Below are 16222 nucleotides of genomic sequence, written 5' to 3'. Positions count from 1 at the left end.
AAATACCTCTAAAACTCCAGCTTTTCAAAGTTCGAACGGCCTTTGAGATAGATAGCAACAATATAAAATGTCGTTATAGCTGCTACCAAGGACCATGCAAGCAGTGGCTGATTAAGGTTCATCTGAGCATAGCCATTCGGTACGACATAACGAACTCCAATGAGAAATGGTGCAGTTGTTGTAAACAGCGACCAAAAAACTCCTGCTAGAACTGCCTGTAAGGATTTCACCTTGATAGAAACCGTAGTAACCAATAGAATACCGATAACATTGATTGAAATTGTTGCAAAAATAGATAGGAGAGTGGACTGTACATTATTCCAATCATCCGATACTACTTTTCCAGAAGCATTCAAGAAGCCAAAATAAGCAATCGCACTTGTCAGCATTGTTAGAAGGACATAAGAGGTGTACATCGTCACTAAACTAATGATTTTTGCATTAAAAAGTCGAGTTCTATTCAGATCTTTATATAAAAATAGAATACCGCTATCAATCTCATCCCTAAAAACTGCGGAAATTATCAAGGATAACAGCAATGTTGGTAACACAATCCCATCCTGTGTTGCCAATGCTGCCCCTAGAAAATCTAAAAAATTGTCTGTATATTCAGCCTTTACGCCTACCAAAAATTTGGACAATATAGGAACTAAGATTGGTAAACCAGCAAAGGCATAGAACAAAGCAACATCTCTTCTATAGATAATCGATTTAAAAATAGACCTAAACATATTCATATTGTTTCCCCTTTTTATCAATAAGATAGATGAGCAATAACTCCCTCACCTATTTATTCGTAAACAAAAAGAAAAATTCTCTGGAAAAACCAAAGAATTTTAATACTCATATTTCACCATCAATTATGGTCTCAAATAATGTGCCGCCACATAACCAACAACGAAACCTGTAACTGCAGCTACTAGCATGTATTTCTCCTCCTTCATAATATAATACTCTTTCTTCAATTTCCTATTAGTTTTGAATACAATAAACAATAATTCCTACACCGACACCGATAATGAATGCTGATACCATAAATTTCTCCTTTCTAATTTATTCATATTATAAAGAATATTGAATTTTTTCTTTTATTCCTGATAGAGAGTTCCTAAAATATTTCCTCCAATTTCCCAAATAGAGAATCAAGGCCAAACTAATCAGGACAATCCACCCCAATAGGTAATAGAATTCTTGATTCAAAAGTTCAAAATGGGGATTTTTGAAAAATTCAATATAAGCTCCAAGAAAACTATATTTCAAAATCTGCCCTACTGTCTCATTCATCAAAGACAGGCTAGGTCCCATAGACACCGCCATTGTGATAAGCATCGAGGTAACCTGTGACTTGGATTGAGATTGGGAAGTTGCCCCGATTAAAAGATTGATTAAAATGGAAGCCAGTGATGTCAAAAGCATGATAACCGAATAGCTAAGAACATATCCTGATACATCAGCCTGTGTGATAGCTGGAAATAGAATAAGATTGACAAAGCTAATGACAACAGGATAACACAAAATAGACAGCACATATTCACTCGGGCGAACACCTGTCAGTAACAAGGTAGACAAATTATTCTTTTCCTTTTCTTCAGAAATCATTGCTGATATAGGACTTCCTACTGACATACCAATAGCCATTGAAAAACAAATTCCCATTAAATCCATTGCCTTGGTATCATCTGTTTTCATCACAAACTTAAACAGTAGTAACATGAAATAGGGCATCAATACTGGCAATAGAATGTTCTTATTGGTCACCAAGACTTGTGTTCGAAGCCAAAGTAAGGCTAAAAATCGTTTATACATTTAAGGTTGCTCCTGTCTGTTGAATAAAAATATCTTCCAAAGTCGGCTCACAAGAGTGAATAGTTGTCGCCTGAGCTAACTTTTCAGGTGTCAATTCACTAAACAATAGCTCATGATCACTACCGTCCTCAAAAGTAACCCTCACTTTTTTAGTGACATTGTACTTATGAATCAAATCCTGCGGACTTCCCTTTTCAACCAAATTTCCTTGATTCAATAGAACCAATTGATCACATAAGAATGTCGCTTCTGCCATATCATGCGTGGTCAAGAAGAGCGTCGTCCCCTTACCCTTTAGCTCCAATAAGAGTTCATGAATCCGCTTTGAAGTTGTAGGATCTAGACCGCTTGTCGGCTCATCAAGAAACAATACTTTTGGTGAATTGATTAAGGCTCTTGCAAGCAACATTCGTTGCTTCATGCCTGTAGATAGTTTTTCTGCAATTGTCTTTTTACTATCCAGCAATCCTACTTTTTGTAGAATAACCTCTACTTCTTTCGAACTGACACCAAAGAATTTTGCATAGAACAACAAATTATTTTCCAAGGTCATCTTCTCGAAGAAACCACTTGAATCACTGACCAAGCCCATTGCTTCAAAGTCCTCTGGCGACAATAGGGTCGATTCTTTACCTAGTAGATAAGATTTTCCGCTATCTGCTGGTAGCTGCCCGGTAATAATCTTAATCATGGTTGTCTTTCCCGAGCCAGAGGGACCCAAGAATCCAAAGATTTGTCCTTCTTGAATGTCAAAGCTAATGTTGTCTAAGGCAACCTTGTCTCCAAACTGTTTATGGATATGTTGAACTGTTATCATCTCTACTCCCCTAAATTAAAACAAACTTATTTTTTCCACCATGATAAAATCCATAAAGCTGGTGCTATAATCATCCTTCTTCTCCTTTCATTTTTCCTACACTTGTTTATTCGTAAATCATTTGGAAAATGATTTATTTTTTCAAGTGTGTATCTCCTTGAGGGGAATTTTCCCTCTCACTTACTTATTCGCAAAAATTTTCTTTTTTGGAAAAATTTTTTATAGTCTTTTAGTTTACTTTTAGTACTAGGCAACGAGCCGCAGGCATAACTCAATGCTTTCTTGTTTCTAGGCATTGACTTGAAACAGTCCCCCAGACTGTTTCAATCAGGCAAGGCGAGTTCAAACACTCCAGTGGAGTGTTTGAAGTTGGAAATAAGGAAACGATGTTTCCTCAATCGTCGAAGTAATAAAAGAAAAACTAAATGACGATACTTTTTTTGAATAAGCTGTGAGCTTTCTTCCCCTACACTTATCTATTCGTAAACTTTTGTAAAAAATAATTTATTTTTACTCACGAATGATTGTCTAGCGGAAGAAGGTTGTTTTCCCCTTCACCTATTTATTCGCAAGTAAACAAAAAAATTCTCTGGAAAATCCAAAGAATTTTGATTTTTTTATAATCCAAGTCGAGCAAAGATGTCATCCACCCGCTTAGCATAGTAGTCTGGGTTGAAGAGTTCATCGATTTCTTCCTGACTAAGTTTAGCTGTCACACGCTCATCCGCTTCAAGAAGAGGCTTGAAGTCCACTTGATTATCCCATGACTGTGCCGTTTTTGGTTGCACCAAGTCATAGGCTTCCTCACGGGTCATCCCTTTCTCAATCAATTTGAGCATAACACGCTGGCTGTAAATCAAACCAAAAGTTGACTCCATATTGCGTTTCATATTTTCAGGGAAGACCGTCAAGTTCTTAACAATATTGCCAAAACGATTGAGCATGTAGTTAATAAGGATAGTCGTATCCGGCGTGATAATCCGCTCCGCTGACGAGTGGGAAATATCGCGTTCGTGCCAGAGAGCCACATTCTCAAAAGCCGTCACCAAGTGTCCACGCACCACACGAGCCAGACCGGTCATATTTTCAGAGCCGATAGGGTTGCGTTTATGGGGCATAGCAGAGCTGCCCTTTTGGCCTTTGGCGAAATACTCTTCGACTTCACGTTGCTCAGATTTTTGTAGCCCACGGATTTCTGTCGCCATACGCTCGATAGACGTTGCAATCAAGGTTAGGGCTGAGAAATATTCTGCGTGGAGGTCACGAGGAAGAACCTGGGTAGAAATTTCCTGCGGACGAATGCCCAATTTGCCACAAACATACTCTTCCACAAATGGAGGAATATTAGCAAAGTTTCCAACCGCACCTGAAATTTTACCAGCCTCAACACCCTTGGCTGCCACATCAAAACGCTCCATGTTGCGTTTCATTTCGCTATACCAAGTCGCGAGTTTCAAACCGAAGGTCGTTGGCTCCGCATGAACACCGTGAGTCCGCCCCATCATGATAGTGTACTTATGCTCACGTGCCTTGTCAGCAATGATATTGGTAAAGTTTTCAAGATCGCGACGGATGATGTCGTTAGCCTGCTTGTAGAGGTAGCCGTAAGCCGTATCCACCACGTCGGTCGATGTCAGACCGTAGTGGACCCACTTGCGTTCCTCACCCAGACTTTCCGAAACCGCACGCGTGAAAGCCACCACATCGTGACGGGTTTCCTCTTCAATCTCTAAAATGCGGTCGATGTCAAAAGTCGCCTTCTCACGAATCAAGGCCACATCTTCTTTGGGAATCTCACCCAACTCAGCCCAAGCCTCATCAGCGAGGATTTCCACCTCCAGCCAAGCCTTGTACTTGTTCTCTTCACTCCAAATAGCCGCCATCTCTGGGCGGGAATAACGATTGATCATTGTTTATGATACAGAGGGCGTTAAGAAAGCAAGAGAAAAATAGGAAACTGCCGCTATGCGCTAGCACACAAGACCGTTTATCATTTTTCCGACGCTTTTAGCCCGAGTTCAAAGACTCGGAAACTCCCTCACTCCTTTCTTTTGGTTAAAAATGTAGTATTCATCAATATTAAAGAACAGCGACTTGTGCTCGAACAAAAATTTATCTTTTTCGGCCAGTCCGTAGCCCATATTCAGTTCAACGAATACGAGTACCCTTGTTCCTTTCTATATTTTTTAAATTTAGTTCCTTAGATTTCTAGGAAAGGCGGTTTAGCTTCTTCCGAGCTTGCCCCCCGGGTTCAGTTTGGTAAGTCTGGTACCCGTTTCCTTTCTTTTTTGACTTTCTAATATATATGTTTATGTATAGATTACTTCAACAAAACAAACTATTGTTAAAAGTTATTTGATATTTCAATTATTATTTTCTTCAAGATTAGCACTATCTTTGATAATTGTCTGTGCAACTTCATCTTTTAGATTCTTACTTAACCATCTTTCTCCATTTTTTTCCAAAAAAAATTTCCAAAGCATTAATAAAATCATAAAAAATAGCAGTAAACCTAGTGAAATATATAGTCTGACTTCAATATTTTGTTCTTCAAAAAAATAAACACCAATTGCCCATGCAGCAACTATCGAACTAATAAATAATTTTATAAGTTGAAACCTATTAAAAATTTCTGGCTTTATGTCACCATCAGAAATTTTGATCTTTGGACTTATTAAAATGGCAATATTTTTGGGGTCGATCAACCAAGTTATAACCACGGTAATCAGGCCAATTACGGTAAATTTACCCCGATCAATATGATAAAAAATAATAAAAGCTATAGCTGGCAATATCATAAAACATATTTTGATAAAAATACGTTTTATTTTATCGAATAAGTTCAAATCTATTGTTTTGTACTTTTCAGGAACGAATATGTTTAAAAAGTATGATATCGCTAAAATTTGAATTATAGGTGCACCTATTCTTACATAGCTCTCAAAAGAATCAGTCATATTCTGATAATTGCTACTATACCTATTAACTATGTTTAAAAGTTCATTAAATTGAATAGTATCTGGAAATAATAATGCTGTTGTAACTGCCAACCCTAAGAATATTGAGCCAAACCAGAAAATCATTCCCAATAAAAACGCAACAACTAAATATAGTATAATTATACCTAGCAAAAAACGTTTTTCTATGAACAATTTTATAATAGTTTTCGCATAATAAATGAACAGGATAAGATTAATTATAAACATTGTCAACGGTATAGTCATAGCCGAGAGCGGTAAGTAACTAAATGTCAAGCTAACAATTGCAAAAACTAGTTTGTTTATCATAAAAGGCAGTAAATATAAGAGTGCATATATCATACCAATTATGTGCTCAGAGTCAATAGTTCTACTCTTAAAAAATTTATATACTCTTTTGGGGAACGATCCTATAAATTTTATTGTTTTTCTAAAAATCTTAAACTCGCCTCCTTATTAGAATTCTACAACCATATCCGCTTCATCACTAAACACCGTCACGTGTCCCATTTTACGATTGTGCTTCGCTTCTAGTTTACCATAAAAGTGGGGATGAGCGGTAGGATTTTCTTGAAGAAAGGCTTGTGCTGCTTCCATGTCTTGTCCTAGGATGTTAATCATAACGGCTGGTGAAAACAGGCGAATAGGAGGTAAAGTCTGTCCGAGAATGCCTCGGATATGGGTATCAAACTGTGAAAAATCACAGGCTTCAATAGAATAGTGCCCTGAATTGTGTGGGCGAGGGGCAATTTCGTTGACCAGAATGTCCTGCCCTGCGACAAACATTTCAACACAGAGGGTGCCTGCTAAATGGAGCTTGTCTGCGATTTGCAGAGCCATTGTTTTGGCTTTTTCAGCTAGTTCATCTGAAATACGGGCAGGCACGATAGTTTTGTAAAGAATATTATTGCGGTGGATATTTTCCTGCACAGGAAAGACGGTGTAGTCGGAGCCATTCCCAGACACAAGGACGGAGATTTCCAGGTCAAAATTCACAAACTCTTCCAATACACACTCGGCAGAGTTGGCTAACTGACTAGCCTCTACCAAGTCCGCCTCTTCTCGAATGACCTTCTGGCCATGTCCGTCGTAGCCCCCAGTGGCTGTTTTCAAGACATAGTTTTTGCTGAGGTCTAATCCTTCTAGGTCTAGGCTAGATGTGACGACTTTGTAGGGGGCGACTTGCACGCCAGCTTTTTTTGCCAAAAAATCCTTCTCAAAAATGCGGTTCTGGGAAATGCGGAGGAGGTCTGTGCCTTGAGGGAGCAGCCCGTCCTTGATGACCGCGTCCAGTCCTTCGGCGTCGACATTTTCAAACTCGTAGGTCAGGACATCGCACCGCTCCGCCAACTGTTTGAGGGCCGCCACATCGTGATAGGGAGCGACGATAACCTCGCTGACCTTGGAGGCTGGGCAGTCCGCCGCGGGATCCAGCGTGATCACCTTGTGACCCATATAAATAGCGGAAATAGCCATCATCTGCCCCAGCTGACCGCCGCCGATAATTCCGATTGTCTTAGATGAGGTCATCTGTCATCGCCTCCGCAATTTTTTCCTGTTCCTTGGCAAAATCTACCAGCTGAGCTGCAATGGTTTGGTCTTCAATGGAGAGAATACGAAGAGCTGTCAGAGCTGCGTTGGTGGCACCTGCTTCACCGATCGCCATAGTCGCAACGGGCACACCGCCAGGCATTTGCACGATAGAATAGAGGGAATCCACACCGCTGAGGGCACGGGATTGAACAGGGACACCGATAACAGGCAGGGTGGTCTTAGCTGCCACCATACCTGGCAAATGAGCTGCACCGCCTGCTCCTGCTATGATGACCTTGATGCCACGGCCACGCGCTTCCTCAGCGTGACGGAACATGAGGTCTGGTGTGCGGTGGGCAGAGACTACTTTCTTTTCATAGGCTACGCCAAATTTATCCAGCACTTCGGCTGCTTTTTTCATGGTTTTCCAGTCAGAACTAGACCCCATGATGATGGAAATTGGAATGTTCATGCTTATACTTCCTTTTCTTTATCCCTTATTTTACGGCCTTGCTTCCAATATCTGTCCGATAAAAGAGGCCTGTCGTATCTTGACTTTTCAACTCCGAGTAAATTTTTTCCTGGGCTTCTTGGACGGTGTCTGCTGTGGTGACTAGCATATAAACCCGACCGCCGTTAGAGAGCAGTGCTCTGCTATTTTCCGCAAAACGAGCCCCGGCATAGTAGGTCGTGATGTCGTCCTCGGTCTTTGCTGGCAACTCTACGCCTTTTGCGTAATCCAGAGGGTAACCGTTTGAAGCCACGACTACACCCAGCGTCACGCCATTTTTCAGCCAGGTTAACTGTGTAGGACGTTTGTGGAGGATGTCGTCGATATTCTGAGCAAAGTCAGAAGTCAGGCGAGGTAGGATAATCTGGGTTTCTGGGTCGCCGAAACGGGCGTTGAACTCGATAACCTTGGGACCTTGGTCGGTCAGAATCAAACCAGCATAGAGCACGCCCATATAAGACCGCCCTTCCGCAATCATGCCGTCCAGAATAGGCTTGACAATGGTGTCAACCGCTGTATCTACCACGCTTTGAGGCAAGTGGGGAACAGGAGCGTAAGCCCCCATACCGCCTGTGTTGGGACCTTGGTCGCCGTCAAAGGCACGCTTGTGGTCCTGGGCTGTCGGCAGGATATAGAGCTGGTCGCCGTTGACTAGAGCAAAGAGGGAAAACTCCTCGCCCGCCAAGAACTCCTCGATGACCACGCGGGCACCCGAGTCGCCGAACTTGTTGTCCAAGAGCATCTCCCGTGCCGCATCGATCGCCTGCTCGACGGTTTCTGCCACGACTACGCCCTTGCCCAGTGCCAAGCCGTCCGCCTTGACCACGATTGGAGCCCCCTGCTCTTCGATGTAGGCTTTGGCTTCTTCGAAGTTGGAAAATGTGCCAAAGGCTGCTGTTGGAATGCCGTATTTGACCATGATTTGCTTGGCAAAGTCTTTTGACCACTCTAGCTCCGCGGCCAGACGACTGGGACCAAAAGCCTTTAGTCCCGCCTGTTCAAAATCATCAACGATACCTGCTGCCAGAGCATCGTCTGGACCAACAAAAGTCCATGCAATGTCATTTTCCTTTGCAAAATTAATGAGAGCAGAATGTTCGGAAATTCCGATATTAACTAACTCAATACCGTCTAAAGTCATTCCGTCATTTCCAGGAGCGACAAAGACCTGTTCCACCCGTTCAGACTCTAACAATTTCTTTGCTATAGCGTGTTCACGACCACCAGACCCAACAACCAAAAGTTTCATTTTTTCACACCTCAAAAACGGATTTTATATAAACAGTATAGCAAAAACAGACGGATTTTGATAGAAAAAGCAGGGGAATGTTCGGGAATAAAAAATATGGGTTTGCAGGTAGATATTTTACATCTACCGACAAACCCTAGTAAAATTTGTTCTAGTCATCACAATGCTCTTAAGTTATATTTCAAACCATCTCTTTTGACAACAACTGTAATCTTAATTTCTTGTTTAAAATCGTACGACTCAATCGCTAACTTTAACAATTGAAGTCTTTGCATAGATGAAAGGTTCCCTTCTTTAAATCGAATACTCCCTCCAATCACAGGGCATACAAACTCTTTATTCCCTGTTTTATTATCCATTTCTTTGCATAACTCATAAATCATTTCAAAATATTCTTTATAGTTAGAAAGTTCTATATGATTCCTGTGGTTAAACTTAGCTATCTTTAAAAATAAATATTTATCATCTCCTGTTATTCTATTCCCATTATTTCGTACGCTATCAAGTTCTATTCTCGCCTCTCTTAACTTCTTACTCATAAATTGATACTGTATAGAGGTTATGCGCATCTTACCTTCACAATTTTGTGTAATATCTTCGTCTACCGGAATAACACGAACACTTGTATCATACTTTTCGCTAAATATATCTCCATGTTTTATTTCTAAAATCAATTTGGACTTCTCAGGATTTCTATAAGAATATTGATTATTTACCAAATTATAAATAGTAACACCTACGATTGAAAGAACAATAACAACTCCCTGAAATTTCAAAAAGTCATCTTGAAATACTGATGATAAAAATTGGAAATAGCCAAAAACTGAACCTATTGGTAAAAGCCAGCTTTTAAAAAAATTTTTAATAGTTTCTTTCATTCATAATTCACTCCTATATTTTTGTAATAATATTTTGGGGGATTTTGTTTCATTTGGGAGTCATTGTTGTTTAGTCTCTTTTGCTTTATTTGATCTAAATCAATACAACAAATATCAATATGAGTGTTTTTAGATCCCTTATGAGAGGAAATCCGTCTCATATACTCTGTTTTATATGGGATATATACCTCCACTCCTCCTAACTTTGAATAATTTGTGATTGAGGTTATAGCCATTAAATCCCTAGACAGGGTTTCTGCAATCTGGTAATAATATTTAATATCTCTATTGTTCGTTATCAAATGTACAATTTCTGGATCATCTTTTGAAATCGCATATTTCAACTCGATAGAAGTAGCCTCATAACAGTTCAAAACAGCATGTGTGTAACCTCTGAACGCAACAATATGGGACATAGCAACTTCTTCTTTATTAGGGATATATATTTCCCAATTATTTCCATCTCTTGGCCTTGAATTGTGGAAAATAGTATACTCCTCTGGCGAAGGATAAACCTTGTGTAGAAAAATTATTTGAGCATCTTTATATTCTATTCTGCCATTTACCGTTTTTATCGGTTTTATTATAAACGTTAAGTTATAAACTGTATCTTTCAAATAAATAAAATCCAAACCGCCAATAATTAACGTTTTGGTTCTTACCGCAAACTTTGTGAGTGAAACAAAGTCTTGTAACGCAACTCCTTGTTCAGGATATAATAAAAGATCCACCTTCTCTCTATCTGCTTCATTTAAAGTTTTAATAATATCATCTATATTAGATTTATTCTTACAAGCCTTTAAAAAATAGTCCTTTCGTTCATCATAGCTATAAAAATTACTTTGCCCTACTATTAGTTTATTTTTAATGTCATAATCCTTAAATTGTTCGCTATTATTTTTATCAGAAAAATTATTACGTATTATTTTTTCAAAGCCTTCTGGTGTTAGCGAGTCAATTTTGACTAAACTTCGTAATTGCCTTTCATAATTCAATAAATACTCATTCTCAACAAGATTTTCCAGTTTATACTTTGGAAGTCTAAAATACTCTTGAAGTTGAAATAATAGACTCTCCTTATCAGACGCCAAGAGTACTCCTATAAATTTATTATAATTTTCCATAAACTCATTTAGCATTTCATTATCACTACTAGTCGCATATTGTATTAAGGATTTGCATCTATTTTGAAAATGTACACATAAATTTATGTTCACACCTGTACTAGCACCAATTTCAATTCCATTTGATATAAGTTCGATAATACATAATTGGTACCAATAGTCAAATAGCTCCAAGAAAAATTCATCATCTACAAAAGAATAGAAATATTTAATAAACTTTTTAGATAATTCTATATTCTGCTCATGTATATCTTTTTTCAGATTCCAAAAAATATAATAAAAGATTGTAGAAATAGTTCTACTAATAAATTTTTTATCTCTTACTATTGTGAATAAATCTGACATCTTTGTAATATCTTTTGTAAGATTGTAGGCGTTCTCAAACTCCTTATCATATTCATTAGGGTCAATCAAGCGATAATTGTCACTTGATAATTTCTGAGTTTCCTTTTCAAATTTATTCAAGTAATTAATATCATTTTTCTTATCGATGATAAAAAATAATGTCTTATCTTTATTTAGTTCGACATACTTTTTTTCAATTTCATCTTTAATTTTTCCAATATCTTCTATTATTTTCTTTACTGTAGTTTCATTATCACCATCTGATATTCGTTTTTTCACAAGAAAAGATATATCATCTACATATCTTCCATAGTTCACAGGGTAGAATTGTTCTTCTATTAATCTATCTAAATCAACTAAATATATATTAGCAAGAATATTACTAGGAAGAAATCCTATCGGTAATACAGCTATTTTTTCATTTTCGAGTTTCAAAACTTTAGTTTTAAATTCTACTATATTTTTTAAACTATTGTACGAATCTATAATTTTAAAAATATGATTATTCAAAGTAGTTAAATTCTTGTGCTCACTAATTTTTTCATCAATAGCTGATTTCAATGCCTCAGTATCTATCCTGTAGAAAAATCTAGATAAATCCGTCTGTATATATATCCCTGTTTCCTCATTTGTTACCCAATTCCTCATTTTTTTAAAATTAGAATCTCGAAAACTTGAATAAGCTTCAAAATACGGTTTAAAAAAATAACTATCATTAGCTGATAATCTATTGGCATATATGTCACTTGAAAGAGAAGAATCTAGCAACTTTCCGACTGTTTCCACCCAGATTGCACTCAAAATAAAGTCCTGTAATCCAATTTTAATAAAGTAATTAAAATTTACTTCACCTGAAATTCGCTGACTGGCTGAGAAACTAACAATATTGTGGACTAATACATTATCTTCTTTTTCTTCGTCTTCTTTTACAATATTTTTATATACTGGTATCGCATCTACTTCTTGTAATTTTATTTCTCTTCCATTGTTAATGTCAGACACAAGATTTTCAATTTCCAACTTTAGTTTCTTCCTAAGATTCTGCTCTGTAGGTTCATCAAACCACGTTGTCCAATTGTATATCAAACGTTTATTATATTTTAATTCGTTTAATATTTTTGTTACCAATATTTCATTGTTGATGCTGATTTTTTCCACTCTCTGCTCCCTTTCCTGTATTTAAATACAATAAAATTATTACTAAACTTTTGTTGACCTGTAATAATTCAATAAATATCCTTCCGATACCGATCTCAAAACATCTCAATCACAATTCCTTCATCATAGATATGGGTAAGAATACGGTAATTCCCTCCCCTGTAACGCCATTCTCCTGATCGATTTTCGGTCAACCCTTTACCATATCGTCTGGGAACCGTTATCTGATAAAGATTATTTTTAATCCCAAAAAAAGATAGAATTTATTGTAAATGCATCTAATTTCCGAAGTTGCTTATTCGCTTTTTATACAAATATAAATTTGTGCTCCATGTTCCGAATTCATCAAATAAATCTTGAACTGAAATGCGAATCCTTCATCTTCTGTTATCGGTTGTCGCAAGAATTCTAAGTCATACTTATCTTCTATTTTTTCAAGCATAGATTGACAGGAAAAGTCTGAAATTGTTAAGTCATGTAATGAGGTATTCTTTGTCAATTCTCATCTTAATTATCAACACAAAATATCAATGTATTTTTCTAACTTCAATAAATTTGCATTTTCATTTATTATATACCTAATAAATCTCTTTGTCAAAGCACAAATCCACCCCAACTTCTCCAGCTGGGGTGTTCCTCTTTCTCCAAATTTCTCAATGTCTAAAATGTCTGACTCCTGTAAAGACCATGGTCAAGCCGTACTTGTTGGCCATGTCAATGGAGTCTTGGTCACGGACGGATCCACCTGGCTGAATGATCGCCTTGATGCCTGCCGCAGCGATTTCTTCCACATTATCAGCAAATGGGAAGAAGGCATCCGACGCTAAAACGGCTCCTTCCAAACGGTCCTTGGCCTGCTCAATAGCGATACGGACGGAGGCCACACGATTGGTTTGCCCCGGTCCCACTCCCAAAGTCATCTTGTCATTGGTGATGATGATTCCGTTGGACTTGACATACTTGGAGGACTTCCAAGCGAACTCCATAGCCGCCCACTCTTGCTCGGACGGTTGACGCTCAGTCACAACCTGCCAGTCCGCTGGGCTTTCTACCACCACGTCCTGATCCTGCACCAAGAGCCCGCCGACAACGCCTGTAAACTCTTTTTCAACTTCGCTCGCATCCTGTGCGTCAAAGGCCAATTCTAAAATCCGCAGATTTTTCTTTTTATTAGTCAAAATAGCTAACGCTTCTGCCGAATAGCTCGGTGCGATGATGATTTCTAAGAAAATCGGGTGCATCTTTTCAGCCGTCGCAGCATCTACTTCTCTGTTCAGTACGACGATGCCTCCGAAAATCGATACTGGGTCAGCCTCATAAGCATAATCCCAAGCCTGTTCAATGCTTTCTGCCTGCCCGATACCACAGGGGTTCATGTGTTTAAGAGCCACAACAGTTGGACGGTCCTTGAAATCACGGATAATCCGAATGGCCGCATCCGCATCACGAATGTTGTTGAAAGACAGCTCCTTACCATTTAACTGCTTAGCAGAGGCAATCGAATAATCTGTTGGAAGGGCATTTTGGTAGAAATCCGCATTTTGCTGGGGATTTTCACCGTAACGCATCGGCTGATTGAGGTCATAAGTAATGGTTAATTTTTCAGGCTTATTTTCGCCTACTTGCTTGGTAAAATAATCTGCTATTAAGGCATCGTAAGCTGCGGTATGACGAAATACCTTTGCAGCCAGTTGCTGACGTGTTGCATAGCTCGTTTCCCCCTGCTCTGCAATTTCCCCTAAAACCGTCGGATAATCTGTCGGATCCACTACAACTGTCACGCTGGCGTGGTTCTTAGCTGCCGAACGAAGCATAGAGGGACCACCGATGTCAATATTCTCCACCGCCAAATCATAGGTCACATCTGGACGTAAAATAGTCTCTTTGAAGGGATAGAGGTTGACCACCACCAAGTCAATCAAGCCGATTTCATGGTCGCTGGCTGCTTGTAGGTGGCTGTCCAAATCCCGACGTGCTAACAAACTACCGTGTATTTTCGGATGAAGAGTCTTGACACGACCGTCCATCATCTCAGGAAAACCAGTCACATCGTCAATGGCAATGGTAGTTACACCAGCCCGATCCAAGGTAACCTTGGTACCACCGGTGGAGATAATTTCCCAACCAAACTTGGTCAATTCTTGGGCAAACTCTACAATGCCTGCCTTGTCTGATACGCTAATTAACGCACGTTTTGTCATGATTTCTCCTTATTTTCTCACTGCCCCCAACTCCTCCAAGACTGCTGGATAGAGTTGGTATTCTGCTTCATGTATTCTGGCTTCGAAGGTTTCCAGGGTATCCTCAGCCAGTCTGGGCACACGGACTTGTTTGATAATTTGTCCTGTGTCAACGCCGCTATCAACCCAGTGGACTGTTACACCACTTTCAGACACGCCAGCCTGCCAGGCATCTTCAATCCCATGGGCTCCTGGAAATTCAGGCAAGTAGGCGGGGTGGATATTGATGATCCGACCTTCGTACTGAGTCAGCAGGGTTGGTCCCACAATCTTCATATAACCTGCCAAGACCACCAAGTCAATCTGGTGTTGGTCTAAGAGTTGGATAATGGCTTCTTCGTAGGCCTGCTTATCCGCAAACTCTTTTAGTTCAAAAGCAAAGGCTGGCACACCTAGTTTTTCAGCTCGTTCCAAGACGTAGGCATTTCGGCGGTCTGAAAAGACGAATTTCACTTCAAACTGCTCTGCGATGACTTGGAAATTGGATCCGTTGCCTGATGCAAACACTGCTATTCGTTTCATTTGATGACCACACTCTTGTCTTCCTTGGCGATAATGTGGCCAATGGTGTAAACTTCCTCGTCAACTAGTTGACAGACACTGTCAACCTTGTCTGGACTGACTGCCAGGACCAAGCCGATTCCCATATTGAAGATTTCAAACATTTCTTCATGTTTGATGTGGCCATATTTTTCAAGGGCCGTAAAGATTGGAAGGACTGGAATCTTATCCTCTTCAATTTCAGCTGCAAGATTATCAGCAAACATACGGGGAATATTTTCGATGAAGCCACCGCCTGTGATATGGGCAATACCATTGACCAGCCCTGCTCTTACTAAAGGCAATACCTGCTGGACATAGATGCGTGTCGGCTCTAAGAGGACATCCTTCAGAGCTCTGCCATTGAGCTCTGGCAACAGAGCGTCGCCAGAAACATCTGCAAAAACGCGTCGGACCAGGGAATAGCCGTTGGAGTGGATGCCGCTAGAAGCTAGGCCGAGGAGAATGTCGCCCTCCTGGACCTTACTGCCGTCGATAATCTGGGACTTCTCCGCAATGCCGACAGCAAAGCCAGCCAGGTCATAGTCATCCTCTCCGTACATACCAGGCATTTCAGCCGTTTCACCGCCAATCAGGCCGCAACCAGCTTGGACACAGCCTTCAGCCACACCGGCCACCACCTGCTCCAGCTTGGCTGGTTCATTTTTTCCTGTCGCGATGTAGTCGAGGAAATAAAGTGGCTCCGCACCTGCTGCGATGATGTCGTTGACACACATAGCCACGCAATCCTGGCCAATCATGTCGTGCTTGTCGTACTGAATCGCCAACATGAGCTTGGTGCCGACACCGTCTGTTCCTGATACCAAGACTGGCTCTTTGACATCCAGTTTGGTCAGGTCAAACATACCGCCAAAACCACCAAGAGCTCCCATCACACCCAAGCGTTCTGTCCGAGCTACGTGTTTCTTGATACGCTCGACAACTTCATATCCAGCTTCGACGTCAACGCCCGACTGGGCGTAGGCATTTTTATTTGTCATTTTGATTCCTTTCAACAGTTTACAGGTCTGTCAAGTAACATT

The 16222-nt window shown here is 39.8% G+C and carries 13 protein-coding genes and 2 pseudogenes; all 15 read right to left on the bottom strand.

Annotated elements, in window-relative coordinates:
• Window positions 1-8: 8 nt before the first annotated feature.
• The 15 genes and pseudogenes from K5Q22_RS08895 to purM all read right to left on the bottom strand — a co-directional run bounded on the left by K5Q22_RS08895 (window position 9) and on the right by purM (window position 16180).
• On the bottom strand, window positions 9-737 hold the full coding sequence (locus K5Q22_RS08895) for an amino acid transporter (RefSeq protein ID WP_205014417.1): 729 nt from the start codon (window positions 735-737) through the stop codon (window positions 9-11).
• Between the two features lie 325 nt (window positions 738-1062).
• A complete protein-coding gene (locus K5Q22_RS08890; RefSeq protein ID WP_044683413.1) occupies window positions 1063-1806 on the bottom strand; it encodes an ABC transporter permease in 744 nt (247 codons plus the stop codon).
• Entirely contained in the window at window positions 1799-2623 is an 825-nt protein-coding gene (locus tag K5Q22_RS08885) for an ABC transporter ATP-binding protein (protein ID WP_053867152.1), read from the bottom strand. The genes K5Q22_RS08890 and K5Q22_RS08885 overlap by 8 nt, the downstream gene beginning before the upstream one ends.
• Before the next feature lie 617 nt (window positions 2624-3240).
• Window positions 3241-4533, bottom strand: coding sequence for an adenylosuccinate lyase (purB, locus tag K5Q22_RS08880; protein ID WP_205014418.1), 1293 nt, complete (start codon window positions 4531-4533; stop codon window positions 3241-3243).
• Window positions 4534-4986: 453 nt separating this feature from the next.
• A complete protein-coding gene (locus K5Q22_RS08875) occupies window positions 4987-5910 on the bottom strand; it encodes a beta-carotene 15,15'-monooxygenase (protein WP_260619272.1) in 924 nt (307 codons plus the stop codon).
• 147 nt (window positions 5911-6057) lie between these two features.
• Window positions 6058-7131 carry a 5-(carboxyamino)imidazole ribonucleotide synthase gene (gene purK / locus K5Q22_RS08870; RefSeq protein WP_205014419.1) on the bottom strand — a complete coding sequence of 358 codons (1074 nt, stop codon included), beginning with the start codon at window positions 7129-7131 and terminating at the stop codon, window positions 6058-6060.
• Window positions 7118-7606: a 5-(carboxyamino)imidazole ribonucleotide mutase gene (gene purE / locus K5Q22_RS08865; protein ID WP_205014420.1), complete on the bottom strand. Its 489-nt coding sequence runs from the start codon at window positions 7604-7606 to the stop codon at window positions 7118-7120. The genes purK and purE overlap by 14 nt, the downstream gene beginning before the upstream one ends.
• 25 nt (window positions 7607-7631) lie before the next feature.
• The gene (purD, locus tag K5Q22_RS08860; RefSeq protein ID WP_205014421.1) at window positions 7632-8894 is read right to left on the bottom strand and encodes a phosphoribosylamine--glycine ligase; all 1263 of its coding nucleotides are present in this window, start codon (window positions 8892-8894) and stop codon (window positions 7632-7634) included.
• Between the two features lie 158 nt (window positions 8895-9052).
• On the bottom strand, window positions 9053-9772 hold the full coding sequence (locus K5Q22_RS08855; RefSeq protein WP_205014422.1) for a macro domain-containing protein: 720 nt from the start codon (window positions 9770-9772) through the stop codon (window positions 9053-9055).
• Window positions 9769-12399, bottom strand: a complete 2631-nt coding sequence (locus tag K5Q22_RS08850; protein ID WP_205014423.1) for an RNA-directed DNA polymerase — start codon at window positions 12397-12399, stop codon at window positions 9769-9771. The genes K5Q22_RS08855 and K5Q22_RS08850 overlap by 4 nt, the downstream gene beginning before the upstream one ends.
• A gap of 95 nt (window positions 12400-12494) precedes the next feature.
• Window positions 12495-12732, bottom strand: a pseudogene (locus K5Q22_RS09825) (type II toxin-antitoxin system RelE/ParE family toxin).
• 106 nt (window positions 12733-12838) lie between these two features.
• Window positions 12839-12898 (bottom strand): annotated as a pseudogene (locus K5Q22_RS09820) (hypothetical protein); the annotation flags it as partial.
• A 154-nt stretch (window positions 12899-13052) separates the two neighbouring features.
• Window positions 13053-14600, bottom strand: coding sequence for a bifunctional phosphoribosylaminoimidazolecarboxamide formyltransferase/IMP cyclohydrolase (gene purH / locus K5Q22_RS08840; protein WP_205014424.1), 1548 nt, complete (start codon window positions 14598-14600; stop codon window positions 13053-13055).
• 9 nt (window positions 14601-14609) lie between these two features.
• Entirely contained in the window at window positions 14610-15161 is a 552-nt protein-coding gene (purN, locus tag K5Q22_RS08835; protein ID WP_205014425.1) for a phosphoribosylglycinamide formyltransferase, read from the bottom strand.
• On the bottom strand, window positions 15158-16180 hold the full coding sequence (gene purM, locus K5Q22_RS08830) for a phosphoribosylformylglycinamidine cyclo-ligase (RefSeq protein ID WP_205014426.1): 1023 nt from the start codon (window positions 16178-16180) through the stop codon (window positions 15158-15160). The genes purN and purM overlap by 4 nt, the downstream gene beginning before the upstream one ends.
• Window positions 16181-16222 lie beyond the last annotated feature (42 nt).

The sequence above is a fragment of the Streptococcus sp. 2018162 genome, assembly GCF_019754175.1.
Classification (GTDB): Bacteria; Bacillota; Bacilli; order Lactobacillales; family Streptococcaceae; genus Streptococcus; species Streptococcus hashimotonensis.
Note: the sequence above shows the minus strand (reverse complement) of the source record. Positions and strands in the feature narration are given on the sequence as shown.